This window comes from Micromonospora sp. NPDC049048 (assembly GCF_043197615.1).
In the GTDB taxonomy this organism is placed as follows: Bacteria; Actinomycetota; Actinomycetes; order Mycobacteriales; family Micromonosporaceae; genus Micromonospora.
Genome location: NZ_JBICTM010000001.1, coordinates 728,176 through 752,697, shown reverse-complemented (window position 1 = coordinate 752,697; position 24,522 = coordinate 728,176). Strand labels below are relative to the sequence as shown.

The window sequence follows — 24,522 nt, the reverse complement described above, 5'->3', positions numbered from 1 at the left end:
CGACGAGCGGCCGCCCACCCGGGCCGGCCGCTCGTCGCGTACCGCCGGGTGGTCCCGGCGACGACGGAGGCCGGCGGCTCACCGCCGCGGCGGTGTGGTGCGGACCACCTCCTGGCCCCCGGCGGCAGGCCGGCCGGCAGAGGCGGGCCCGGCGGTGGGCCGGCGGGGGGCGGGGATCCGCACGGGCGGCGGCGGGCTGAGCGTGCGGCCGTGCCAGAGGTAGCCGCCGGCGAGCAGGGTGGCCACCCCGATCAGGGCGAACAGGACGCGGTAGTCCAGCACCCCGACGAGCAGCGCCCCCGCGCCGATGGAGAGTGCCTGCGGGCCGCTGACCACGGCCTCCGACGCGGCGGCGACCCGGCCGAGCAGGGCCGACGGGGTACGCCGCTGGATCAACGTGTGCAGCCCGACCATCGTCAGCGGTAGCGACACCCCGGCCAGCAGCACCGCGACGAAGCCGAGCCAGAGGTTCGGGTGGACCAGGGCCAGCGAGGCCGGCCCGAAGAACGCCACCCCGGCGGCGAGCGTGCCCACCTCCCCGGCGCGACGCACGACGGCCGGCGAGAGCAGCCCGCCGACCAGCCCACCGATGCCCTGCACGGTGACCAGCACGCCGACGAACGCGGCGTCGCGGCGGAGCCCCTGATCGACGTACGCGAAGATCAGCGACTCGCTGAAGCCCATGGCCAGCGACCCCAGCCCGTAGCCGAGCAGTGCCCGGCGCAGCGCCGGTTCCCCGGCCAGGTGCCGCAGCCCCGCGCCCACCTCGGCCGGCCAGCGCAGGGCGGGTCCGGTCGGCGGCGTCTCGGTCGTGCGGAGCAGGCCCACGACGACGGCCGCCGACAGGAAGCCGACCATCCCGATGACCGCCAGCACCCAGCCGCCGACGGCGGCGTAGAGCCCGGCGCCGGCCAGCGGGCCGATCAGGCGCAGCCCCTGGCGCACGGTCTGGAGCACGCCGTTCGCCTCGGCCAGCAGGTCCACCGGCACGATCTGGCGGATCAGGCCGCTGAGCACCGCGCTGAGGGTGATGTACGACAGGCCGTACAGGGCCGCCACCACGTAGATGACCCACACGTCGGTCCGGTCGCGCACCGCGAGGAGCGGGGTGAGCAGTACGGCCGTCACCAGGTTCGCCGCCACGAAGAACGGGCGGCGGGGATAGCGGTCGACGATCCACCCCACCAGCGGGGCCAGGGTCATCGGGGCGATGACCGCGAAGATGGTGGCGCCGGCCAGCCCGTCCGACCCGGTCAGGTCCTTCACCCAGATGGCGAGGGCCAGCAGCAGGATCGATTCGGCGGCCATGCTGGCGAGCAGGCCGCCGAAGAGCAGGCGGAAATCCGGGCGGCGCAGGACGGTGCGCATGGGGTCCCTCCGACGGGGGTGGTGCGCGGCGTGGCGCGATCGGGGTGTGGCGCGGGCGGGGTCTGGCGTGGGTGGGCCGACGGCGCCGTACCGGACGCCGCGTCCCTTCACGGTCCTCTTTTCTGCGAGACACGCCCCCCACCGGGACCTCCGGCGGGAGGCGCGCCGTCCATACTGACCGTGGGGGGCGAATTTCATACAGTTACCGTCGCGTCTGCGGCGGTCCACGGGAAAGAGGACGTCGTGCCTCCTGCCTCACCGAGCCCGATCCTGCGCCGTCGCAGGCTGGGCACCGAACTGCGCCGGTTGCGCGAGGCCGCGGGTCTCACGGGAGATCAGGTCATCGAGCGGATCGGCTGGGCGTCCGCGTCCAAGTTGTCCCGTCTGGAGAACGGCCGCAGCCGCCCGGACCCGGACGACGTCCGTGTGCTGCTGGATCTCTACGGCGCCGACGAGGCGGTGCGCCAGGAACTCCTGGGCATCACGCGGGAGGCCGGTGACATCCGCGGCTGGCTGCGGAACTACCCGGTGATGACCCAGCAGCAGCGCAGCTTCGCCGAGCTGGAGGCGGGCTGTGCGGAGATCTCGGAGTACAACCCCGTCCTGGTGCCGGGCCTGCTCCAGACGCCGGGCTACGCGTCGGTGCGGATCGCCTCGGCCCGGCAGGTCGGCGACGAGGCCGGCGAGCCGGAGGCCGGGGAGGACATCGGCACCGAGGTGCAGGCCCGGCTGGCCCGCCAGTCGCTGCTCACCCGCACGGGCGACCCGCCCCGCTACACGGCGGTGCTGGAGGAGGCGGCGCTCGGCTGCCGGGCCGGGCCCCCGGAGGTGTTGCGGGAGCAGCTCGTCCAGCTCTGCGAGCTGGCGATGCTGCCGAACGTCACGCTGCACGTGCTGCCGCGCGACACGCAGATCGGCAACTGGTACCTGCCGCCGACCGCGTTCTCGGTCTACCGGTTCGCGGATCCGCTCGATCCGGAGACGCTGGCGATCGAAGGGGGGTTCACCGACGTCATGTCAACCGATACAAACACCCTAAACCGCTATAAAGTGGTGTTTGAGTGGCTATGCATGGCGGCACTCTCCGAGTCGGAAACCCTCTCCTGGCTGATCGAAGCGACGGGACGGCTGCCCGGCACGGCGACCGCGCCCACGGTGGCGTACGGGTCGGCAACGGCGCCGACCCAACGCCGCCGGCACTCCGGGCGCCTGACGGATCGGTGAGCACGGGGGGACCACCGTCGGGCCGTGCGGCGCCACTCGTTCCATCGGAGCAGTTCACCTCAGGAGTGGCACGATGAACGAGATCCGCAACATGCCGTCCGTGATCGACCAGCTCGCGGACGCCCCGTGGCGTAAGAGCACGCGCAGCCAGACCTCGAACTGCGTGGAGGTCGCACCACTGAGGACCGGGCCGGCCGCGGTGGCCCTGCGGGACAGCAAGGACCAGAGCGGTCCGGTGCTGCTGTTCAACCGGGCGGGCTGGCTGGGCTTCATCGCCGGCGCGAAGACCGGACAGTTCGATCTGAACTGATCCGTCGCGCGTCGCGGGGCCGCCGGCAGTGTGCCGGCGGCCCCGTCGCGTCTGCGCCGTTCCACCCCGCCGACCAGGCATCCGATGATCGGATGAGGCTCCGAACCAATCGTCGCGTTTCACTTGATGAGACTGCCGTGCGGCGTAACATGACGACAGAGTGACGTGGAACTTCCACCCGTTCCCCACCGTCGCGACTCATCCGGAGACCCGCATGCGGTTCCTGATCGTTCGCACCGACATCCGCGCCGCCGCCGACGTGGACATCGCCGCCGCCTGGGCGTGCGGCGGCCGTCTGCGTGACGAGACCACCGCGCCCGAGCCGCGCCGACAGATCGTGCACGCCGAGGAGCGCGACGCCGCGCTGCTGCTGGCCCGGGCCCTCGCCACCGTCGGCGCCGTCCGCTCCGGGAAGCAACGGGTCAAGGTCCTCCCGCTCGACGAGCCGGGCTGCGGCTCGGTTGCCGCACCCGACGACCGCGGCAGCTGACCCGTACCCCAAGACGTCCGTCGTGGTCGGACCGGCTCCCCCGCCGTGCTCCTTGCCCCAGCCGGCCACGACGGCCCGTGTTCCCGGTCCGTGACCGTCGCGGCAACGGCGGCCACGGGCCGGGACCGCACGACCTCCCGGCCCGGCGGGACACCCGCGCGCACGGCCACCGGACCCCGCCGCCGATCATCCGGCGCTCCACGCCGGACCCGCCACGGTCCATCGGGCTCGCCGGCGGGACCGGCTCAGCAGTGCCCGTCGAGCCAGCGGTGGATGAGGAAGAGCGCGATCGACGACGGCGGCGGCAGCACCAGCCGGGCGCCGCCGACCTGCACCGGCCGTCCCGCCAGGGCCGCACCGATCTCCCTGCGGGAGAACCACCGGGCGTACGCGATCTCCGTCGGGTCCACCTGCACCGGGTGCTCCGGATCCGCGGTGGCGAGGAACCCGAGCATCAGCGAGCCGGGGAACGGCCAGGCCTGGCTGCCCGCGTACGAGATGCCCTCGATCGGGACGCCGACCTCCTCGCGGACCTCGCGCAGCACCGCCGCCTCGGCCGACTCCCCCGGTTCGACGAAGCCGGCCAGGCAGGAGAACCGCCGCTCGCCATCGGTGTGCGGCCACGTGGCGTTGTTGCCGAGCAGGCAGCGCCCGTCCAGACCGGGGACGCCGTCGTGCACCAGCACGATCATCGCCGGATCGGTACGCGGCCAGAGGCGATCCCCGGCCGGGTCCACCCGGGACCAGCCGGCCTCGTCCACCTCCGTCGGGTGCCCGGTGGCCGACGAGTAGCGGTGCCGCAGGTGCCAGTTGAGCAGCGCCAGCGCGGTGGTGAACAGCCCGGCGTCGCGGTCGCCCAGCAGGTGCCCGACCTCGCGCAGGTGTGCCGCCCGGGCCCCCGGCACCGCCGGCAGCGGGGCGTCCACGGCGAAGACCGGCACCCCGTCCGGCTCGACGCCGAGGAACATCGGTGCCGCCGGCTCCGGCAGCCCGGCCGGGTCGAGCAGCACCAGCGTCGGCGGCGACGCCTCGGTACGCACCAGCGTCCGGCCGCCGTCGCCGGAGTCGAGCACCAGCACCCGGGCCTGGCTCCACGCCTGCGCCAACCACGCCGGGTCGGTACGCCGGTGCGCCGCCCGGTCCAGGGTGGAACGGGCCAGCGGCGGCGCGACCTCCCCGTTCACGGTCGTGCCGGCTCGGTGGTGACCGGGGACAGCGCCGCCAACTGCGGGGCGATCCGTTCGGCGTCGCCCAGCACCACGGTGGCGGCGCGGGCCGGGGCGAGGTAGCGGGCCGCCGCCTCCGCCACCTCCGCCACGGTCGCCCCGGCCAGCCGTGCGGCGTGCTCGGCGAGGAAGTCCAGCCGCAGCCCGCTGCCGGCGTACGCACTGGTCAGCGAGGCGAGCCCGGCCTGGGTGGAGATCCCCAGCTGGAGGGTGCCGAGGGCGTACTGACGGGCCTGCTCCAGCTCGTCCTCGCGGGGCGCGAGAGTGGCCAGCCGACCGAGTTCGTACGTCGTCTCCAGCAGCGCCGGCCCGGTGACCTCGGTGGCCACGTCGACGGCGGCGACCAGTACCGACCCGGCCACCGAGTGCTCGACGACGGAGTGCCCGCCGTACGTGTAGCCCTTGTCCTCGCGGATGTTCTCCACCCAGCGGGAGGAGAAGTAGCCGCCGAAGATCAGGTTGGCCAGTTGCAGCGCGGCGTGGTCGGGGTGGGTACGCGGCACCGCCGGCAGCGCCATCCGCAGCGAGGACTGCACCGATCCCGGGCGGTCGACCAGCAGCAGCGGCCCGGGCTCCAGCGGCGGGGCGGGCGGCAGGTCGGCGGTGTGCCCCGCGCCGTTCCATCCCGACAGAGCCTTCTCGGCCGCGTCCAGCGCCCGATCCGGCTGCACGTCGCCGACCAGCACCAGCACCGCGTCGGCGGGGTGGACGCGCTGGGCGTGCAGGGTCCGCAGCACTCCCGGCCGGACCGCCCGGACCGCCTCCGGTTCGGGGGTCTGCACCGCGTACGGGTGCGTGCCGTAGATCCGCCGCAGCAGTGCGGTGCGGGCCAGGTGCGCCGGTTGGCTCCGCGCCACCTGGATCCGGTCGACCAGCCGGTCGCGCTCCGTGGCGACGTCGTCGTTGGGGTAGCTGGCGTCGGTCAGCACCTCGGCGAGGATCTCCAGCATCCGGTCCAGCCCGGTGACCAGCGCGGCGCCGGAGAGCATCAGCCGGTCCGGGTCGATCCCTGCGGAGAGCCCGCCGCCGACCCGCTGCAACTCGGCCGCGATCCGCACGCCGGACATGGTCCGCGTGCCGGAGAGCAGGGTCTGCGCGAGCATCGCGCCCCGGGCGAGGTGGGCGCGGCCGAACGGCATCCACAGCCGCACCTCCACCAGCGGCACCGCCGGCCGGCGTACGACGATCACGGTGAGCCCGTTGCCCAGCGTGCGCTCGGCCTGCTTCGGCAGCTTGAGCCTGCGGTTCGGGCCGAGCGGCGGCAGCTCCCGCGGCGCGGCCTGTGCGGTTGCCGTCGTCACCGGCCCTCCTTCGTTCGCGACTGCGGGGCTCGCCAAACCGGCTCACTCCTCGCGCTCACCGAACCACCCACCGTTCGCGACTGCGGGGCTCGCAAAACCGGCTCACTCCTCGCGCTCACCCGGCACCTCCCGGAACGACCTCGATGGACGCCCGGCGCTCGGGTCGCAGGGTGGCCGCGGCGGCGCGGACCTGCTCGTCGGTGACCTCGCCGACGAGCCGGGGCAGGTCGTTGAGCAGCCCCGGTTCGCCCCGCTGCTGCTCCAGCACGGCCATCTGCAACGCCCGGCCGAGCACCGCGTCGGTGCCGCGCAGCAGGTGGGTCGCCATCCGGGCCTGGGTGCGGGCCAGTTCCCCCTCGGCCAGGCCGTCGGCGGCCAGCCGGTCCAACTCCTCGTCGATGGTGCGCAGCACCTTGTCCACGTTCCCGCCGGGCGGCAGGTGCGCCTCGAGCAGCAGCGCCGTCGGGTCCCGCACGTCGAACGGGTCGCCCATGAAGCCGACGTAGCCGCCGAGGCCGGTGACCGCCCGGTCCCGCTGGACGAGCCGCTCGACCAGCCGGGACGCGTCGCCGTCGGTGAGCACCTCCGCCAGCACGACGTACGGCAGGTAGGCGGCGAAGTCGGTGATCGGGTCGGGGACCCGCCAGGCGCCGGCCACCGCCGGCAACGGGGCCAGCTTGTCCGTGTACGAGGCGCGCCGTTCCTCGGTCAGGTCGGGCTCGGCGAAGTCGGGCCGTTGCGGGGCGGGGCGGGCCGGCACGTCGCCGAAGTGCCGCTCGATCAGCGTGGTCGCCTCGGCGACGTCGATGTCGCCGCCGATCGCCAGCACCGCGTTGCCGCTCGCGTAGTAGCGGCGGAAGAAGTCCGCGGCGTCCGTGACGGTGGCCGACTCCAGGTCGACGAAGGAGCCGTAGCCGTCGTGCGCGTTCGGGAAGGTGTCGAACAGCACGGGCGGCAGGGTCAGCCAGGGAAAGCCGCCGTACGGGCGGTTGAGCACGTTGACCCGGATCTCCTCCTTGACCACGTCGACCTGGTTGCGCAGGTTCTCCTCGGTCAGGCTCGGCGCGCGCATCCGGTCGGCCTCCAGGAACAGCGCCCGCTCCAGGGCGTTGCTCGGCAGGACCTCGAAGTAGTCGGTGTAGTCCAGGTGGGTGGAGCCGTTGAAGGTGCCGCCCGCCCCCTGCACGTGCCGGAAGTGCGCCAGCTTCTCCAGGTTCTCCGAGCCCTGGAACATGAGGTGCTCGAAGAGGTGGGCGAAGCCGGTGCGCCCCTCGGGTTCGGAGCGGATGCCGACGTCGTAGACGACCGCCACCCCGATCACCGGGGCGCTGCGGTCCGGGGTCAGGACCACCCGCAGGCCGTTGTCGAGGGTGAACCGCTCGACCGGGTATCTCGTCGTTGGAATTCTCGATCTCCGGGCCGCCACGGGATCGACCCTAGCGCGTCGGCACCCCCGCCACAGGTGACCTTTCGCCAGGTGTCCCGAGCGGTGCCCGGGGCGGCTCGGCCGCCCTCCCTGGCGCTCCGGTGCCGTCCCGGGAACAGGTGCCGCGAAACCCATCCAACCAGTAGAGATTGCCGACTTTTTTGGGACACGAATCCCGCCATGCGGATGCCCCTTGACGCGAGTTCACCGCCTGCCCCAGTCTTCCTACCAACTAAGTAGGAATACTGCGGATTGGATGGACGATGAGACGGCTCCCCTTGCGTCGGTTGGTCTCCCTGGCCACCCTCGCCGTCGTCGGCGCGGCGACCCTGGGCACGGCCGCCGCCTGCGGCGACGACAGCGAGAGCGCGGGCGGCGGCTCCGGCCCGACCACGCTACGGCTGGGCTACTTCCCCAACATCACCCACGCGCCGGCGGTGGTCGGCGTGGAGAAGGGCATCTTCGCCGAGAAGCTCGGCAGCGACGTCAAGCTGGAGACGAAGACCTTCAACGCCGGCCCCGCCGCCATCGAGGCGATCTTCTCCGGCGCGCTCGACGCCACGTACATCGGCCCGAACCCCACCGTGAACGCCTTCTCCAAGTCCAAGGGCGAGGCCGTCCGGGTCATCTCCGGCGCGGCCTCCGGCGGCGTCGCGCTCGTGGTCAAGCCGGAGATCACCTCGGTGGAGCAGCTCCGGGGCAAGAAGATCGCGACCCCGCAGCTGGGCAACACCCAGGACGTGGCCATCCGCTACTGGCTCAAGGAGAAGGGCCTCACGACGACCAAGGAGGGCGGCGGCGACGTCAAGATCGTCCCGCAGGAGAACGCCCAGACCGTGGAGACGTTCAACAGCGGGGCCATCGACGGCGCCTGGGTGCCCGAGCCGTTCGTGTCCCGGCTGGTCAACGCGGGCGGCAAGGTGCTCGTCGACGAGCGCGACCTCTGGCCGGACCGGAAGTTCGTGATCACCAACCTGATCGTCAGCACCAAGTTCCTCAAGGAACACCCGGACGTGGTCAAGAAGCTCGTCGAGGGCCAGGTGGCGGCCAACGAGTTCGTCAACACCAGGCCCGACGAGACGCACCAGGCCATCTCCGACCACATCGGAAAGATCAGCGGCAAGCCGCTCGACCTGAAGCTCATCAAGCAGGCGTGGCCGACGCTGGAGTTCACCAACGACCCGATCGCCTCGTCGCTGAAGACCGGGCTCGACCACGCCGTCGCGGTAGAGCTGACCCAGCCGGTCAGCCTCGACGGCCTCTACGACCTGACCCACCTCAACGAGGTGCTCAAGGCCCAGGGCAAGACAGAGGTCGCCCAACCATGACGTCGACCACGACGACGCCACGCAGCGCGACCGGCTCGGTCGCGCTGCACGGCGTCACCAAGGTGTACGGGCGCGGAGCGAACGCCGTCGTCGCCCTCGACGGGGTCTCCCTCGACGTCGCGCCGGGCGAGTTCGTCTGCCTGGTCGGCGCGTCCGGCTGCGGCAAGAGCACCCTGCTCAACCTGGTCGCCGGCCTCGACCGGCCCAGCGGCGGGCGGATCGCCCTCGACGAGGGCGTCGACCCGGGGCTGATGTTCCAGGAGCCCGCCCTCTTCCCCTGGCTGACCGTCGAGGGCAACGTCGAGGTGCCGCTGAAGCTGCGCGGGCTGCCCCGCGCGGCGCGGCGGGACCGGGTGGCCGAACTGCTCGGCGCGGTGCACCTGGCCGACTTCGGCCGCAAGCGCCCGCACGAGCTGTCCGGCGGCATGCGCCAGCGGGTGGCGCTGGCCCGCACCCTCGCCCTGGACACGCCGGTGCTGCTGATGGACGAGCCGTTCGGCGCGCTCGACGCGATGACCCGCGACATCCTGCACGACGAGCTGGAACGGATCTGGACCGAGCGGCGGCTCACCGTGCTCTTCGTGACGCACAACGTCCGCGAGGCGGCCCGGCTCGCCGACCGGATCATCCTGCTCTCCAGCCGGCCCGGCCGGATCATCTGGTCCACCCCGGTCGACGTGCCCCGGCCGCGCCGCATCGACTCCCCCGAGGTCGCCGCGATCGCCGCCGAGGTCACCGACCGCCTGCGTACGGAGGTGGGCCGCCATGGCCGGTGACACCCTCGCCACCGCCCCGCGTACCGACGCGGAGATCTCCGGGCTGGACGCCCTGGAGCTGGCCGGCCGGGAGGAGAGCGGTACCCGGGCCAGCCGGCTCTGGGCGGCGACCTGGCCGAAGCTGGCCGCCCTCGCCCTCGCCCTCGCCGCCTGGCAGATCGTGGTCTGGACCGGTTGGAAGCCCGAGTACTCGCTGCCCGGTCCGGCGGCCGTGGGCAAGGAACTGCTCCGGCAGATCAGCGGCGTACAGCTCTGGGACGGGCTGGTCACCACCCTGCGCCGGGCGGCCGTCGGCTACCTCTTCTCGGTCGCCGTCGGCCTGCTGCTCGGCCTCGCGGTGGCCCGGTCGCGGATCCTGCGGGCCGCGATCGGCTCGATGATCACCGCGTTGCAGACCATGCCGTCGATCGCCTGGTTCCCGCTGGCGATCCTGCTGTTCGAGCTGAGCGAGAAGGCGATCTTCTTCGTGGTGGTGCTCGGCGCCGCACCGTCCATCGCCAACGGCGTCATCGCCGGCGTGGACTACGTGCCGCCGCTGCTGCTGCGGGCGGGCCGCAACCTCGGCGCCCGGGGACTGAACCTGTACCGGTACGTCATCGCGCCCGCCGCGCTGCCGGCCATCGTGGCCGGCCTCAAGCAGGGTTGGGCGTTCTCCTGGCGCAGCCTGATGGCCGGCGAGCTGATCGTGGTCGGCATCTCGCAGACGTCGCTGGGCGCGCAACTGACCTACTCGCGGGAACTCTCCGACTCGCCCTGGCTCATCTCCACGATGATCGTGATCCTGGTGCTCGGCCTGGTGGTCGACGCCGCGTTCGGGGCGGCGGACAAGGCGATCCGGCGTCGCTGGGGCGTGCTGGACCAGGCGGGTCAGTGACGTGTACGTCTCCGCGCGCAGCGACTACGCGCTCCGGGCCATGCTCGCCGTCGCCGCCTCGGCTCCCGGCGGCGGCGGGCTGGTCAAGGCGGGAGCGCTGGCCGACGCCCAGGACATCCCGCTGAGCTTTCTCCAGGGCATCCTGGTCGACCTGCGACGGGCCGGGCTGTTGGTGAGCCACCGGGGCACGGAGGGCGGCTACGCCCTGGCCCGCCCCGCCGCGGAGATCAGCGTCGGGGACGTGCTGCGCGCGGTCGGCGGTTCCCTGACGACCGTCCGCGGCCTGCCGGCCGAGAGCGCCGGCTACGCGGGCGTGGCGACCGGCCTGCGGGACGTCTGGCTGGCCGTGCACGGCGCGATCGCGCTGGTGGTCGACCGGACCAGCCTCGCCGACCTGCTGGGGGCGCAGCCCCGGCCGGCCGGCGCCGGGGAGACGCGCGCCCGCTGACCTTCGGTCCTCCTCAAGCACCGCCCCGAGCGACGGCGTCGCGGCCGGCCATCCCCCTTGCCGGTCGCGACGCCGTCGTCCTCGGCCGGGCGCCGCAGGAGTGTTCGGCTGGTCAGCCTGCGGTGGCGGCCGGCTGCTCCGTCGGGCTGCGCAGCTCGACGGGAGCGGCGGGCGCGGCCCCGTCCGGGGCGGCGTGCCACGGCGTGAACACCGCGACCACCGCGAGCAACAGCCCAGCCAGCGCCACCGCGAGCACCAGCAACAACTCCCGCACGGCACCCGAGCCGGCGTCCCCCACCATCGTCACCCCTCCCCGCCGGACGCTTCCGCCCGGATCTTCCCCCGCACTCAGCCTTCACCACCCGGGGCGTCGGAAACAGCCGCCGATCGGACGCAACATGTGCTGATTCAAGACTCAGCCGGCTCCGGGCACGAGGTGCCCGGAGCCGGTGGGAGGAGCGGGAAGGACGTCGGTCAGGAGGCGTGCGGGGCCCGGGGACGGCGGGAGCGACGGGGCCGCCCCGAGGCGCGGTGCGGAGCCCGACCGCCCTCACCCGCCCGGCCGCCCTCAGTGGTACGGCCGCCCTCACCGGCGCGACCGGCCGACCGGCCGCCCGCGGGCTTGGCAGTGGTGGCCTGCGGCGGGGGCGTGATCGTCACCGGCACGCCGGACGGCTCCCGGGCGCCGGTCACCCGGGTCAGGGCCTCGTCGCCGGGACGCACCTGGACGGACTCGGGACGGATGCCGGCGGTCGACATCAGCCGGGACACGTCCCGACGCTGCTCCGGCAGGACCAGGGTGACCACCGTGCCCGACTCCCCCGCCCGGGCGGTACGCCCACCACGGTGCAGGTAGTCCTTCGCCTCGGTGGGCGGGTCCACGTTGACCACCATGTCCAGCCCGTCGACGTGGATTCCCCGGGCCGCCACATCCGTGGCGACCAGCGCCGTCACCTGCCCGGTGCGGAACTGCTCCAGGATCCGGGTGCGCTGCGGCTGCGACTTCCCGCCGTGCAGTGCCGCCGCGCGTACCCCCTTGGCCAGCAACTGACGGGCGAGCCGGTCGGCGCGGTGCTTGGTGCCCATGAACAGGATGGTGCGACCCTCCCGGGCGGCGATCCAGGTCAGCGCGGTCGGCTTGTCCGCCGCGTCGACGTGCAGCACGTGGTGGGTCATCGCGGTCACCGTGGCGGTACCCGGGTCGACCGAGTGCGAGACCGGGTCGCTGAGGAAGCGGCGCACCAGCCGGTCCACGCCACCGTCGAGGGTGGCCGAGAAGAGCATCCGCTGCCCGTTCGGGGCGACCTGCTCCAGCAACTTGGTGACCTGCGGCAGGAAGCCCATGTCGGCCATCTGGTCGGCCTCGTCGAGGACGGTGATGCCCACCTGGTCCAGCCGGGCGTCGCCACGGTTGATCAGGTCGTGCAGCCGGCCGGGGGTCGCCACGACCAGCTCGGCACCCGCACGCAGGGCGTCGGCCTGGCGTTGCAACGACAGGCCGCCGACGACGGTGGCGCAGCGCAGCCCGACGGCCCGGGCGTACGGGGCGAGCGCCGTGGTGACCTGCTGGGCCAGCTCGCGGGTCGGCACCAGCACCAGGGCCAGCGGGCGGCCCGGGCGGGCCCGGCGGCCGGCGGTGCGCGACAGCAGGGGAAGCCCGAAGGCGAGCGTCTTGCCGGAGCCGGTACGGCCACGGCCGAGCACGTCCCGGCCGGCGAGCGAGTCCGGCAGGGTCGCCGACTGGATCGGGAACGGCTCGGTGATGCCCTGGGCGGTCAGCTCGGCGAGCAGTGCCGGGGCCAGCCCGGTGAGGGCGAACGAGGGTACGACGGTGGTCATGCGGAAGCCTTCCTCGACGCGGCACGTGTCGAGGGAGGGCGCCGGAGGCGGCGCTGTCACCGGCGGACCAGGCCACGGGTGACTCACAAGCACGAACCGAAAGGGGTACGGGGCCCGGCCCGCCGCCGTTTCGCCGCCTGCTCACGCAGGTCGACGGCGCGGCGGACCGGTCCCGTCACCGCACCCGGAGGGCGCGGTGGGTGTTTCTGGAGATCCGGAGATCAGAGCGGGCGGATGTTCTCCGCCTGCGGGCCCTTCTGGCCCTGGGTCACCTCGAACTCGACCCGCTGGTTCTCGTCCAGGCTCCGGTAGCCGGAGGTCTGGATCGCCGAGAAGTGGGCGAAGACGTCGGCGCCGCCGCCGTCCGGGGTGATGAAGCCGAAGCCCTTGTCAGCGTTGAACCACTTGACGGTGCCAATAGCCATTTTTGTTTCGTCTCCTTGACGGAACGTCGAACCCGCACTTGTTACGGGCTCGAAGAGGAGCGCGCCACGCGGAACTGCCTGGCTCGCTTGTCGCTTCTGGTCGCCCCGCCCGGAGAACTCCGGACACAACAAAGAGCGCCTGGGCCACAATCCTCCAGGCGCACACAGAGTCTCTGGGAACCATAACTGCAACGCGATCAACCTATCACGGATTCGGCCCGGCACCACCGTCTGCCGGAATTTCCGGCACGGAGGCGATCAGCGCCGTCAGGCCCTCCGCGTCGAGCAGGTCCGCCGGCCGGACCGTCACCCCGTCCCGTACGTAGTGGAACGCGGCGCCCACCCGCCGCACGGGCACGCCGGCCAGCTCCGCCCAGGCCAGTCGGTAGACCGCGAGCTGTACGGCGGCCACGTCGGCGGCGGGGCCGGCGGGCTGCCGGCCGGTCTTCCAGTCGACCACGTCGAAGCGCCCGCCCGGTCGGGCGAAGACGGCGTCCATCCGCCCCCGGACCACCACGCCGGCGATCACCGTGGCGAAGGGCACCTCCACCTCGACCGGCACCCGGTCGGCCCACTCGCTGGCCAGGAAGCGCTCCTGGAGCTCGGCCAGCGCCTCGTCCGGCGCCGCGTCCGCGTCGGCCGCACCCGGCAACTCGTCCAGGTCGAGCAGCCGGTCGGCGCCGAACCGCTGCTCCAGCCAGCTGTGGAAGGCGGTGCCCCGGCGGGCGTACGGATTGGGCTCGGTGGGCACCGGGCGGCGCAACGCGCGGGCCAGCGCCGCCGAATCGCGGCGCAGCGCCACCAGCTGGGTCACCGACAGCTGGCCGGGCAGGGCCACCTCGATCGCGCCGGACTGCCGGGTCAGCTCGGCCCGCTCGGCGAGCAGCAGGTCGGCCTCCCGCCGCCACCGGGACACGTCCGCGTCGTCGGCCGCCGGGTCCGTGCCCGCCCCGGCGGTGTCGTCGCCGCCGGCCAGCGGGCGGACGGCCGGCTCGCCGCCGGGCAGCGTCCGTTCGCCCGGCTCGCCACCGGGCAGCGGACGGGCGGGCGTACCCCCGTCGGGCACTGGACGGGCGGCCGGGTCGCCGTCGGTGAGGAAGCGGCGGACCAGGGCGGCGGCCTCGGCCAGCGCCGGCCGGCGTACGCCCAGCGGGTCGGCCGGCCACTCGGCGCGCAACACCACCTCGGTCGTCGGGTTGACCGCGTCGCCCGGCGGCTCCGGCGTCCACTCGTCGACCAGGTGCCCCGCGCCGGCGTCCAGGCAGGCGTCGTGCACCTCCCGCAGCAGCACCGACGGGCCGCGCGGCCGTTTGGTGCCCTCCCCCCACCAGTAGCCGGAGCAGAGCAGCAGCCGGCGGGGCCGGGTCACCGCCACGTACGCCAGCCGGCGCTCCTCCCGCTCGTCGTGCGCCCGCCAGGCGTCGGTGAAGTCCTCCACCGCCCGGGCCACCCCCCGCTGGTCCGCCGCCTCGTCCAGGCCCAGCTCCGGCAGCCCGTCGGCGTCGCCACGCAGCGGGAACGGCAGCACGCCCAGACCGCCGAGCCAGTGGTCGGAGTTGCGCACCGGTCCCGGCCAGACACCCCGGCTCAGCCCGGCCACCGCGACCACGTCCCACTCCAGGCCCTTCGCGGCGTGGGCGGTGAGGATCTGCACCGCACCCTCGACCACCTCCACCTCACCCGGGGTGAGGCCGCGCTCCTCGTCCTCGGCGGCGGCCAGGTAGGCCAGGAACCCCGACAGGGTGGCGCCCGGCGTCTCCCCGCTGAACCGGGCGGCCACGTCGCCGAGCGCGTCCAGGTGGCCCCGGGCCAGGCCGGCGTCCCCGGCCCCGTCCCGGCCGGCCCGCACCGCCACCTCCACGTCCAGGCCGATCGTCCGCTCGATGTCCGCGATCAGCTCCGGCAGCGACTGGTCCAGCCGGTAGCGCAGCAGGCCCAGCTCCCGGGCGTACGCCCGCAGCCGCGCGTAGCCCTCCGCCGAGTACGCCTGCGCCGGGCCCAGGTCGGCCAGTGCCTCGACCAGGGTCGCCTCGTCGAGCAGGTCCGGGCTGATCTCCGGGGTGCCGTCGTCGGCGAGTTTGCGCCGGGCCGCCGCGATGGCCTTCGCCCGGCGGTGCAGGGCCACCAGGTCACGTGGCCCGATCCGCCAGCGCGCGCCGGTCAGCAGCCGCAGCAGTGCGGCCCCGTCCGTGGGATCGGCCAGCACCCGCAGGGTGCACACCACGTCCCGCACCTCGGGGGTGTCGAGCAGGCCGCCGAGCCCGACCACCTCGACCGGCAGGCCGCGCTCGCGCAGCGCCGACTCGATCGCCGGGATCTGACTGCGCAGCCGTACGAGCACGGCGGTCGTCGGCCGCAGCGGCACCGGGATGTGCTCGGGCAGCACCCCGGGCGTCCCCGCCGCACCTCGCCACGCGTTCAGGACGCTGTCGGCGATCCAGTCGGCCTCGTCGGCGTACGTGCGCAGCAGGGCGCAGTGGACGGTGCCGCCGGCGGCGCCCCGGGCGCTGCGGTGCGGTACCGGCTCCTTGACGCTCATCGCCGCGTGCAGCTCCGGCACCCGGGCGCCGGCGGCCCGCAGCGGGGTGGCCAGGGCGTTGGCGACACCCAGGATCTCGGGCCGGTTGCGCCAGCTCGTGGTGAGGCCGAGCACCTCGGCCGGCGCGCCGCCGGCGCGGGCGAACTCCGTGGGGAAGCGGTCCAGGGTGCCGGCGCTCGCCCCGCGCCAGCCGTAGATCGACTGGCACGGGTCGCCGACCGCCGTCACCGGGTGCCCGCCGCCGAAGAGCGCGTTGAGAAGCACCACCTGGGCGTGGCTGGTGTCCTGGTACTCGTCGAGCAGCACCACCCGGAAACGGTCCCGCTCGATCTCGCCGACCCCCGGGTGGTCCCGGGCCACCCGGGCCGCCCGGGCGAGCTGGTCGGCGAAGTCCATCGCCTCGAAGTCCTCCTTGCGCCGGGCGTACGCGCGCACCAGCGGGAGCAGCTTCAGCCGGGTCTGCTGGAGTTGCAGCGCCTTGCGTACGTCGGCGTAGACCCGGCCGGGGCGTGCCTGCACGTCGGCGAAGAAGCGGCCCGTCCACGCGGCCAGCGCGTCCGGGTCGACCAGGTGCTCGTCCAGTTCCCCGGCGAGCGCCAGCACCGCGTCGGTGACGGTGCTCGGCATCCGGTCCACCCCGGACATGTCGCCGTCGTAGTTGCGCACCAGCAGGTCGACCAACTGCCAGCGGGACGCCTCGGTGAGCAGCCGGGTGGACGGCTCGTAGCCGGCCCGCAGCCCGTGCTCGGTGACGATCCGGCCGGCGTACGAGTGGTAGGTGGAGACGGTCGGCTCCCCGGCCAGCGGATCGTCCAGCGGGTCGCGCCCCCGCCGCCCGAGCCGCCGCACCAACTGGTCCAGCCGGGTACGCACCCGGTGCGCCAGTTCCCCGGCCGCCTTGCGGGTGAAGGTGAGCCCGAGCACCTGCTCCGGCCGCACGTACGAGTTGGCGACCAGCCAGACCACCCGGGCGGCCATCGTCTCGGTCTTGCCCGAGCCGGCGCCCGCGACCACCAGCAGCGGCTCGACGGGCGCCGCGATGATGGCCGCCTGTTCCCGGGTCGGCGCGGGCAGCCGCAGCAGCTTCGCCAGCTCCACCGGCGTGTACCGGGGGCCGGCGTCGGCGACCCGGGGCGCCGGGGCCGCGCTGCTGAACAGGGCGGGCTGCGTCAAGTCTTCTCCGGACGGTGGGCGGTCGGCGGCTCGACCACCTGACGCCCCTGCCCGGACACCGGGCAGCTCGTACGCACCGGGCAGACCCGGCACTTGGAGTTGGCGACGGCGGCGAAGGTGGCGGCGGCCATCGTATCGGCGGTGCGCCGCACCAGCGCGGTCGCCCAGCCGGCCTCCGGCCCCTCCCCGGCCGGCGCCTGGCTCTGCTCCTTCGCGTCCTTCGCGCCGGTGCCGAGCTGCACCAGGGCCGCCCCGCCGGACTCCTCGCCGAAGTCGGCGAAGGCGCCCGCCTCCACCGCCGCCTGGTAGGCGCCGAGCTGCGGGTGCTCGGCGAGATCGTGGGCCGTGACGGCGGTGGACTTGCCGGTCTTGAGGTCGATCACGACCAGCCGGCCGTCCTCGTCGACCTCCAGCCGGTCCACCCGGCCAACCAGCTCGACCGGTCGCTGCGGGTCGTCGAGGCGTACCGCGAACTCGTGCTCGATGGCGAGCAGGCGGCGCGGGTTCGCGGCCAGCCAGCGCAGCAGCTTGTCCACCATCGCCTCAGCTCGGCTGCGCTCCGGCCCGACCATCCAGCGGGCGGCCAGCTCGATCGCGTCGAACCGGGCGGCCACGTAGTCCAGCAGCGCGCCCCGGTCGGCGCTGGCGTCCTCGGCGAGCATCGCGGCGGCGTGCACCAGGTTGCCGACCCCCTGGGCGGCGCTGGCCGGCGGGCTGCCGCCGTGCCGCTCCAGCAGCCAGCGCAGGCTGCACCGCAGCGCGCTCTCCATGGCCGACGGGGTGACCCGGACCGCGTCACCCTCGTCGACGAGCGGGCGGTCGTCGGAGAGCTGCCGCAGCCCCCACCAGTCGTCGGGGTGCGCGCCGGCCACCCCGGCGGCGGCGAGCCGGGCCAGTTCGGCGGCAGCCGCCTGCCGCCGGGCGTAGGGCGCGGCCGGGTCGCTCACGGCGGTACGCAGCTCCGCCACCAGCGCCGGCAGGGTCAGTGCCCGGGGCGGCCGGCTCACCGGCAAGGCGCCCGGCCGGTCCGGCTCCTCCCCGGCGTCAGCGGGACCGCTTCCCTCCGGGCGCTGCGCCGCGTCCCGATCCGGATCGGACGGGCCGGTCGGCCCGGTCGGCCCGGTGGGATCGGACGGGCCGGTCGGCCCGGTGGGACCGGACGGGCCAGTCGGCTCGGTCGGGTCGGACGGGCCCAGTTCGTAGAGGAAGCGGCTCGGCTGCTCCTCGTGGTCGTCGCCGCCCACCGCGGCGGAGGCGACCGCGCTGACCAGCAGTCGCCGCCGGGCCCGGGTGACCGCCACGTGGAACAGTCGGCGCTCCTCGTCGAGCAGCGCCGAGGACTGCCCGACGAGGACGGCCACCGCGCCGGCGCCGGCGGTCCGCCCGGCCAGCACGTCGACCAGGCGCTCCGAGCCGAGCAGGCTGCCGCGCAGCCGCAGGTCGGGCCAGACGCCCTCCTGCACCCCGGCGACCGCCACGAGATCCCACTCCAGCCCCTTCGCGGCGTGGGCGGTGAGCAGCCGCACGGCCTCCCCCCGGTCGGCGGTCGCGGCGAGGGTGTCGGCCGGCAGGTCCTGGCCGAGGACGTGGTCGAGGAAGACCTCCGTACGCGCGCCGGGCAGCCGGTCGGTGAACCGGGCGGCCGCGTCGAAGAGCACCATCACGGCGTCGAGGTCGCGGTCTGCCGCCTCGGCGCGGCGGCGCCGCGCGACGTCGCCCTCACCGGCCACGACCTGGCCACGGCCGGTGGCCGCCGACCACAGCTCGGCGAGCCCGCTGGCCCGCCACACCGCCCAGAGGACGTCCTCCGCCGTCGCGCCGGGCCGCGCGGCGGTCTCCCGGGCGACGGCCAGCAGACCCGCCACCGTCTGCGCGGGCTCCGCCCAGTGCCGCTCGATCCCGGCCAGTTCGGCCGGGTCGCGCAGCGCCTCCACGATCAGCTCGCCCGAGGGCCGGCGGTCGCCGCCGGCCAGCGCCAGTGCGCGCAGCCCCTGCCGCAGCCGCCGTTCGGCCAGCGGATCGGCGCCGCCGAGCGGTGAGTGCAACAGGGCGACGGCGGCCTCCTCGTCGAGCCGCTCCGGCTCCAGCGCGCAGCGCAGCAGGAGCAGCAGCGGCGCGACCGCCGGTTGCAGGTGCAGCGGCAGGTCCTCGCCGTGCACGACGGTGGGCACGCCGGCGGCGTGCAGGGCGCGTTGCAGCGAGGGCAGTTGCCGACCGGTGGAGCGCACCAGCACGGCCATCTCCGACCAGGGCACGCCGCCGAGCAGGTGCGCCTCGCGCAGCGCGTGCGCCAGCCAGGCCGCCTCGCTGGTGGCCGAGCGGAAGGTGCGTACCTCGACCGAACCGGGTGGCGCGTCGGGCAGCGGGTGCAGCCGTCGGTGCGCCGCCGGCCCGCGCAGCCGCCGCGCCAGCCGGCCGGAGGCGGCGAGCAGCCGGGCGCCGCTGCGGTAGGAGGTGGTGAGCACCACCTGCGCGGCGGGCGCTCCCGAGGCGGTGCGGAAGCGGTGCGGGAACGTGGCGACCGCCGCCGGATCCGCGCCACGGAACGCGTACGTGGACGAATCCGGGTCGGCGAACGCGACCAGGGGCTTGCCGCCCCCGGCCACCGTCGCGAGCAGATCCTGCTGGGCCGGGTCGGTGTCGGCCAGTTCGTCGACGTAGACGTACGCCAGCCGCCGTCGCTCGGCCGCGAGCAGTTCGGGATCGTCGAGCAGCATCCCGGTCGCGGCCCGGACCAGCTCGGCCGGGTCGTACGCCACGGAACCGCGGTTGCTGACGTCGCGCAGGGCGAGCACTGCCACGTACTCCCGCAGGAAGCGCGCGGCGGCGGGCCAGTCGGCGCGGCCGAGCTTCTCGCCCAGCCGGGCCAGCTCGACGGGGCCGACGCCCCGCTCCGCGGCACGCATCAGCAGGTCGCGCAGCTGCGCCGCGAAGGCCCGGGTACGCAGGGCGGGGCGCAGGTCCTCCGGCCAGCCGACCGGGTCGTCGTCGGGTTCCTCGCCGACCACGTCGAGCAGCTCACGGATGATCAGATCCTGCTCCGGACCGGTGAGCAGCCGGGGGGACGGCTCGCCGCGCTCGGCGGCGGCCCGGCGCAACAGCCCGAAGGCGTACGCCGGGAGGGTGCGCACCAGCGGCTCACGCAGCACGCGGTGCCCGCCCTCGGCGATCCGGGCCTCGATCCGCTGGCGCAGCGCGGTGGCGCCCCGGCGGCCGAAGGTGAGCACCAGGATCCGCTCGGGGTCGACGCCCTCGCCCACCCGCGCGGCGACGGCCTCGACCAGCGTGGCGGTCTTGCCCGTGCCGGGACCGCCGAGCACCAGCATCGGCCCGTCGGTGTGTGCCACGATCTCGGCCTGGCGCGGGTCGACCAGGCGTGCCGCCCCGCGTCGCGCGCCCCCGCCAGCCGACCCTCCGGACCGCCGCGGCCCCTCGGTGGCCTCCCCCGCACGCCGCTCGCCCTCGGCCGGTCCCCCGGCCCGCCGTTCACTCTCGGCCAGCCCGCCAGGCCGCCGCTCACCCTCGGTCGGCCCGCCGGACCGACCGTCCCCCCGGGCCGGCCCGCCGGGCCGCTGGTCCCCCCGGACCGCCTCGGCAGGCCGGCGCACCAGCCGGTACGCCTGCATCCGCTCATCCCACCACGCCGGTACGACACCCCCGCCCCGCCACCCCGACCGGGGTCACGCCATGCGGAGTTCCAGGGCGTCCAGGGCGGCGGGGACCGTGTCGGTCACGGTGAGCAGGCCCAGGCCGGCGGGCTTGAGGAAGGCCTGGTCGGCCAGCGCGCCCAGCCAGTCGAGCACCGGGCGGTAGAAGCCGTCGGTGTCGACCAGGACCATCGGCTTGGCGTGCAGGGCCAGCGTGGCGGTCGTCCAGACCTCGAACAGCTCGTCGAGGGTGCCGAGCCCGCCCGGCAGGGTGAGGAACGCGTCCGACTTGTCGATCATGATGGTCTTGCGGCTGGCCATCGAGTCGGTGACGAGCAACTCGTCCGACGCCAGGTCGGCGACCTCCAGGTCGACCAGCGACTGCGGGATCACCCCGATCGTCCGGCCGCCGGCGGACCGCGCCCCGTCCACCAGCGCACCCATCATGCCGACGCACCCGCCGCCGCTGACGAGGGTGTGCCCACGCCGGGCGATCTCCGCGCCCGTCTCGGCCGCGAGATCCAGCCAGCGCTGGTCGAGCGTACGGGAGGAGGCGCAGAACACGCAGATCGCCGCCACGTCAGCGCTCCCGGTTCTCGTCGCCCGCCTCGGCGGCGGCCTGCTGGTCGGCGGCGACGCGGGCGACGGCCTCCTCGCGGACCGCCTCCTGCTCGACGTTGAGGACGGCTTCGGCCTCCACGATGTGCCGGACCGCCGCGTCGACGTCGTCGGTGACGCACATCAGTTCCAGGTCGACCGGCCCGATCTTGCCGTCGGCGGCCATCGTGTCGCGTAGCCAGTCGAGCAGGCCGCTCCAGTAGTCGGCGCCCATCAGCACCACGGGGAACCGGGTGACCTTGCCGGTCTGCACCAGGGTCAGCGCCTCGAAGAGCTCGTCCATGGTGCCGAACCCGCCGGGCAGCACGACGAACGCCTGGGCGTACTTGACGAACATCGTCTTGCGGGCGAAGAAGTAACGGAAGTCGATGGCCAGGTCGACCCAGTCGTTGAGGCCCTGCTCGAAGGGGAGCTCGATGCCGAGACCGACCGACAGCCCGCCGGCCTCGCTGGCGCCCCGGTTGGCCGCCTCCATCACGCCCGGCCCGCCGCCGGTGATCACCGCGTAGCCGGCCCGGGCGAGGGCGGCGCCCAGCGCCTCGGCCAACTGGCACTCCGGGCTCTCCGGCCGGCTGCGGGCGGAGCCGAACACGCTGACCGCCGGGGGCAGGTCGGCGAGGGTGTCGAAACCCTCGACGAACTCGGAGAGGATGCGCAGCGCCCGCCAGGCGTCCTTGGTCTTCCAGTCGCTGCGCCCCCGCGAATCGAGCAGGCGTTGGTCGGCGGTGCTGCTCGTGATCGCCTGCCGCCGCAGCGTCACGGCTCCCCGGTGCCGTTCCCGTCCCGGCTCGCGGCCGGCCTCCCGCCCATTGCTCTGACCCATGCAGCCACCGTAGTGGAGCGACACCCACCAGGTACGGGCACCACGGGCCGGACCTGCGCCAACCGGCCAGGAGGCTCCCGGACGACGGACGAGGGCGGGCGGGGCGGGTCCCTCGCCGTGCGGGTGGCGGCCCGCCACGCGGCGGCTGAAAATAATCTCCGATCTTGGGCAACTAATTCGGTCGCACGGACGTCTTACTATTCACATACCGGGTATGCCCCGGCGCGCGCGGGGGAGGAGTCAGCGTGATCAGCAACAGCGAGATGATCCGGATCCGGCGGCAGATGCAGCGCCGCATCCGCGACGTGGTGGCCGAGCGCCGCCGCGCCCGCCTGATGGAACCGTCCACCGACCAGAACGGCCAGACCGACGCCCGGCCCAGCGAGGCGTCCACCAGCGTCTGACCCGCACCGGCAGCACCGTGACGGAGGGTCCGCGTCGTCCGACGCGGACCCTCCGTGCATGACCCGGCGCGAGGCGATGTCGGGTGTCCAGGGCCAGCGCCCCGGACACCCGCCGGCCGTACGTCAGGCGGAGGCGAGCCAGCGGTACAGCGTGGCGGCGCCCTCCCGGATCTTGCTGATCTCGACGTGCTCGTCGGGGTGGTGGGCGAGGTTCGGGTCCCCGGGGCCGAAGTTCAGGGCCGGGATGCCCATGGCCGCGAACCGGGCCACGTCCGTCCAGCCCAGCTTGCCGATCGGCGCGGCGCCCACCGCCGCGAGGAACTCCTGGGCGGGTGCCGCCTCCAGCCCGGGCGGGGCGCCGGCGGCCGAGTCCGTGATCCGCACCTCGAAGCCGGCGAAGACCTCCCGCAGGTGCGCCTCGGCCTCCTCCGGGGTGCGGTCCGGCGCGAACCGGTAGTTGACCTCGACCTCGCACCGGTCGGGCACCACGTTGCCGGCCACGCCGCCGTGGATGCGGACCGCGTTCATGCCCTCCCGGTAGTCGCAGCCGTCGATGGTGACCCGGCGTGCCTCGTACGCGGTCAGCCGGTCGAGCACCTCGCCGGCCGCGTGGATCGCGTTCACGCCGTGCCAGGAGCGGGCCGAGTGGGCGCGTACGCCGGTGGTGGTGACGACCGAGCGCATGGTGCCCTGGCACCCGGCCTCGACGATGCCGTGCGTCGGCTCCAGCAGCACCGCGAAGTCCGCCTCCAGCCACTCCGGGTACGCCTCGGCGACCAGGAAGAGGCCGTTGTACTTCTGCTCGATCTCCTCCGCCTCGTAGAAGAAGTACGTCACGTCGTAGCGCGGGTCCGGCAGGTGCACCGCGAGGTTCAGCGCGTACGCCACCCCGGACTTCATGTCGGAGGTGCCGCAGCCGTACATCAGGTCGCCGCGCGTGGTCGACGGGAAGTTGTTGTTCAGCGGCACCGTGTCCAGGTGACCGGCGAGCACCACCCGCTGGTCGCGGCCCAGTTCGGTCCGGGCCATCACCGTGTTGCCGTGCCGGTACGTCCTCAGGTGCGGCACGCCCCGCAGCACCTGCTCCACGCAGTCGGCGATGGCCTTCTCGTTGAGGGAAACGGACTCCATGTCGACCAACGCACGGGTCAGCGCCACCGGATCGGCCAGGACCTCGGGGGTCAGCGGGTTCTCCATGGTTCGCACGGTACCGTCAGATCCGGCGAGCGCGGGAAGCGAGCGTTCCGGGGAGGCCCGGGTGCGACGCGGGACGCGCGGGATTCGCCGGCCCGCAGCACGAACGAGAGGTGAATCAGTGACGTCCGAATCCGCCTGGGGCATCGGCCTGGCCACCGTGACCGCTGACGGCCAGACGCTCGACACCTGGTACCCGACCGGCAAACTGGGCCTCGGCGAACTGCCGCTCGTGGCCGGCGAGGACGAGGCGGACGTGCTGGACCTGCCGCCGGGAGCGGTCGGCGACCGGGCGCTGCCGGGCCTGCGTACCGTCCAGGTGGTCACCGTGATCGGCTCGCTGGACGACCCGATCAAGGATGCCGCCGACGCGTACCTGCGGCTGCACCTGCTCTCCCACCGCCTGGTGCGACCCAACGAGCTCAACCTCGACGGCATCTTCGGCAAGCTGGCGAACGTGGCCTGGACCTCCGCCGGGCCGTGCCCGCCGGAGCGGGTGGACGAGCTGCGGGTCATCGAGCGGGCCGCCGGCCGCCACCTGGCCGTCTACGGGGTGGACAAGTTCCCCCGGATGACCGACTACGTGGTGCCGTCGGGCGTGCGGATCGCCGACGCGGACCGGGTGCGGCTCGGTGCGCACCTGGCGGCCGGCACCACCGTCATGCACGAGGGCTTCGTCAACTTCAACGCCGGCACGCTCGGCACCTCAATGGTCGAGGGCCGGATCGTGCAGGGCGTCGTGGTCGGTGACGGCTCCGACATCGGCGGTGGCGCCTCGATCATGGGCACCCTCTCCGGCGGCGGCACCGACCGGGTCCGCATCGGCGAGCGCAGCCTGGTCGGCGCGAACGCGGGCGTGGGCATCTCGCTCGGCGACGACTGCGTGGTGGAGGCCGGCTGCTACATCACCGCCGCCTCCAAGATCACGTTGCCGGACGGCCGGGTGGTGAAGGCCCGCGAACTCTCCGGCGTGGACAACCTGCTGTTCTGGCGCAACTCGGTCACCGGTGCGCTGGAGGCGAAGCAGCGCGCCGGCCGGGGCATCGAACTGAACGCCGCGCTGCACGCCAACGACTGACGGGGCGACCC

Annotated in this window: 21 protein-coding genes; 9 read left to right on the top strand and 12 right to left on the bottom strand. The window is 74.2% G+C overall.

The annotated features are described in order from the left end of the window. Nucleotides 1-78: 78 nt before the first annotated feature. A complete protein-coding gene (locus ACGFIG_RS03590; protein WP_392998771.1) occupies nucleotides 79-1,566 on the bottom strand; it encodes an MFS transporter in 1,488 nt (495 codons plus the stop codon). A gap of 45 nt (nucleotides 1,567-1,611) precedes the next feature. Between ACGFIG_RS03590 and ACGFIG_RS03585 the strand changes: the two genes are divergently transcribed. From ACGFIG_RS03585 to ACGFIG_RS03575, 3 genes are all read left to right on the top strand, one after another. Beyond that, entirely contained in the window at nucleotides 1,612-2,592 is a 981-nt protein-coding gene (locus ACGFIG_RS03585; protein ID WP_392998769.1) for a helix-turn-helix domain-containing protein, read from the top strand. Between the two features lie 73 nt (nucleotides 2,593-2,665). Continuing rightward, nucleotides 2,666-2,902, top strand: coding sequence for a DUF397 domain-containing protein (locus ACGFIG_RS03580; protein WP_392998767.1), 237 nt, complete (start codon nucleotides 2,666-2,668; stop codon nucleotides 2,900-2,902). A 214-nt stretch (nucleotides 2,903-3,116) separates the two neighbouring features. Continuing rightward, nucleotides 3,117-3,392: a hypothetical protein gene (locus ACGFIG_RS03575; RefSeq protein WP_392998765.1), complete on the top strand. Its 276-nt coding sequence runs from the start codon at nucleotides 3,117-3,119 to the stop codon at nucleotides 3,390-3,392. A 245-nt stretch (nucleotides 3,393-3,637) separates the two neighbouring features. Here the strand turns inward: ACGFIG_RS03575 and nudC are convergent, their stop codons facing one another. The 3 genes from nudC to ACGFIG_RS03560 form a co-directional block, all read right to left on the bottom strand. Continuing rightward, the gene (gene nudC, locus ACGFIG_RS03570) at nucleotides 3,638-4,576 is read right to left on the bottom strand and encodes an NAD(+) diphosphatase (protein WP_392998763.1); all 939 of its coding nucleotides are present in this window, start codon (nucleotides 4,574-4,576) and stop codon (nucleotides 3,638-3,640) included. Further along, nucleotides 4,573-5,919 (bottom strand): M16 family metallopeptidase, encoded by a 1,347-nt coding sequence (locus ACGFIG_RS03565; protein WP_392998761.1) that lies wholly within the window; start codon nucleotides 5,917-5,919, stop codon nucleotides 4,573-4,575. The genes nudC and ACGFIG_RS03565 overlap by 4 nt, the downstream gene beginning before the upstream one ends. Nucleotides 5,920-6,034: 115 nt before the next feature. After that, nucleotides 6,035-7,345: a M16 family metallopeptidase gene (locus tag ACGFIG_RS03560; protein WP_392998759.1), complete on the bottom strand. Its 1,311-nt coding sequence runs from the start codon at nucleotides 7,343-7,345 to the stop codon at nucleotides 6,035-6,037. Between the two features lie 263 nt (nucleotides 7,346-7,608). Between ACGFIG_RS03560 and ACGFIG_RS03555 the strand changes: the two genes are divergently transcribed. The 4 genes from ACGFIG_RS03555 to ACGFIG_RS03540 are packed head-to-tail and all read left to right on the top strand — an operon-like array spanning nucleotide 7,609 to nucleotide 10,771. Next, complete coding sequence (locus ACGFIG_RS03555) at nucleotides 7,609-8,673, top strand: ABC transporter substrate-binding protein (RefSeq protein ID WP_392998757.1); 1,065 nt, start codon at nucleotides 7,609-7,611, stop codon at nucleotides 8,671-8,673. Further along, on the top strand, nucleotides 8,670-9,449 hold the full coding sequence (locus ACGFIG_RS03550) for an ABC transporter ATP-binding protein (protein WP_392998755.1): 780 nt from the start codon (nucleotides 8,670-8,672) through the stop codon (nucleotides 9,447-9,449). Before ACGFIG_RS03555 ends, ACGFIG_RS03550 begins: the two co-directional genes overlap by 4 nt. Further along, entirely contained in the window at nucleotides 9,439-10,323 is an 885-nt protein-coding gene (locus ACGFIG_RS03545; protein ID WP_392998753.1) for an ABC transporter permease, read from the top strand. Before ACGFIG_RS03550 ends, ACGFIG_RS03545 begins: the two co-directional genes overlap by 11 nt. Before the next feature lies 1 nt (nucleotide 10,324). After that, a complete protein-coding gene (locus ACGFIG_RS03540; RefSeq protein ID WP_392998751.1) occupies nucleotides 10,325-10,771 on the top strand; it encodes an RrF2 family transcriptional regulator in 447 nt (148 codons plus the stop codon). A 112-nt stretch (nucleotides 10,772-10,883) separates the two neighbouring features. Here ACGFIG_RS03540 and ACGFIG_RS03535 read toward each other — a convergent pair whose 3' ends face one another. From ACGFIG_RS03535 to ACGFIG_RS03505, 7 genes are all read right to left on the bottom strand, one after another. Then, nucleotides 10,884-11,072, bottom strand: a complete 189-nt coding sequence (locus tag ACGFIG_RS03535) for a hypothetical protein (RefSeq protein ID WP_392998749.1) — start codon at nucleotides 11,070-11,072, stop codon at nucleotides 10,884-10,886. A gap of 173 nt (nucleotides 11,073-11,245) precedes the next feature. After that, nucleotides 11,246-12,610 carry a DEAD/DEAH box helicase gene (locus ACGFIG_RS03530; RefSeq protein WP_392998747.1) on the bottom strand — a complete coding sequence of 455 codons (1,365 nt, stop codon included), beginning with the start codon at nucleotides 12,608-12,610 and terminating at the stop codon, nucleotides 11,246-11,248. 221 nt (nucleotides 12,611-12,831) lie between these two features. Beyond that, nucleotides 12,832-13,035, bottom strand: coding sequence for a cold-shock protein (locus ACGFIG_RS03525; protein WP_067374184.1), 204 nt, complete (start codon nucleotides 13,033-13,035; stop codon nucleotides 12,832-12,834). Nucleotides 13,036-13,240: 205 nt separating this feature from the next. Continuing rightward, nucleotides 13,241-16,747 carry an ATP-dependent helicase gene (locus ACGFIG_RS03520; RefSeq protein ID WP_392998745.1) on the bottom strand — a complete coding sequence of 1,169 codons (3,507 nt, stop codon included), beginning with the start codon at nucleotides 16,745-16,747 and terminating at the stop codon, nucleotides 13,241-13,243. Next, nucleotides 16,744-20,073 (bottom strand): ATP-dependent helicase, encoded by a 3,330-nt coding sequence (locus ACGFIG_RS03515; protein ID WP_392999410.1) that lies wholly within the window; start codon nucleotides 20,071-20,073, stop codon nucleotides 16,744-16,746. The genes ACGFIG_RS03520 and ACGFIG_RS03515 overlap by 4 nt, the downstream gene beginning before the upstream one ends. 354 nt (nucleotides 20,074-20,427) lie before the next feature. Beyond that, on the bottom strand, nucleotides 20,428-20,973 hold the full coding sequence (locus ACGFIG_RS03510; protein WP_392998743.1) for a TIGR00730 family Rossman fold protein: 546 nt from the start codon (nucleotides 20,971-20,973) through the stop codon (nucleotides 20,428-20,430). Between the two features lies 1 nt (nucleotide 20,974). Next, on the bottom strand, nucleotides 20,975-21,835 hold the full coding sequence (locus ACGFIG_RS03505; protein ID WP_392998741.1) for a TIGR00730 family Rossman fold protein: 861 nt from the start codon (nucleotides 21,833-21,835) through the stop codon (nucleotides 20,975-20,977). Nucleotides 21,836-22,080: 245 nt separating this feature from the next. On the opposite strand from ACGFIG_RS03505, the gene ACGFIG_RS03500 reads away from it, so the two are divergent. After that, a complete protein-coding gene (locus ACGFIG_RS03500; protein WP_392998739.1) occupies nucleotides 22,081-22,239 on the top strand; it encodes a hypothetical protein in 159 nt (52 codons plus the stop codon). A gap of 123 nt (nucleotides 22,240-22,362) precedes the next feature. Here the strand turns inward: ACGFIG_RS03500 and dapE are convergent, their stop codons facing one another. After that, nucleotides 22,363-23,436 (bottom strand): succinyl-diaminopimelate desuccinylase, encoded by a 1,074-nt coding sequence (gene dapE, locus ACGFIG_RS03495; RefSeq protein ID WP_392998737.1) that lies wholly within the window; start codon nucleotides 23,434-23,436, stop codon nucleotides 22,363-22,365. A gap of 118 nt (nucleotides 23,437-23,554) precedes the next feature. Between dapE and dapD the strand changes: the two genes are divergently transcribed. Further along, on the top strand, nucleotides 23,555-24,511 hold the full coding sequence (dapD, locus tag ACGFIG_RS03490) for a 2,3,4,5-tetrahydropyridine-2,6-dicarboxylate N-succinyltransferase (protein ID WP_392998735.1): 957 nt from the start codon (nucleotides 23,555-23,557) through the stop codon (nucleotides 24,509-24,511). Nucleotides 24,512-24,522 lie beyond the last annotated feature (11 nt).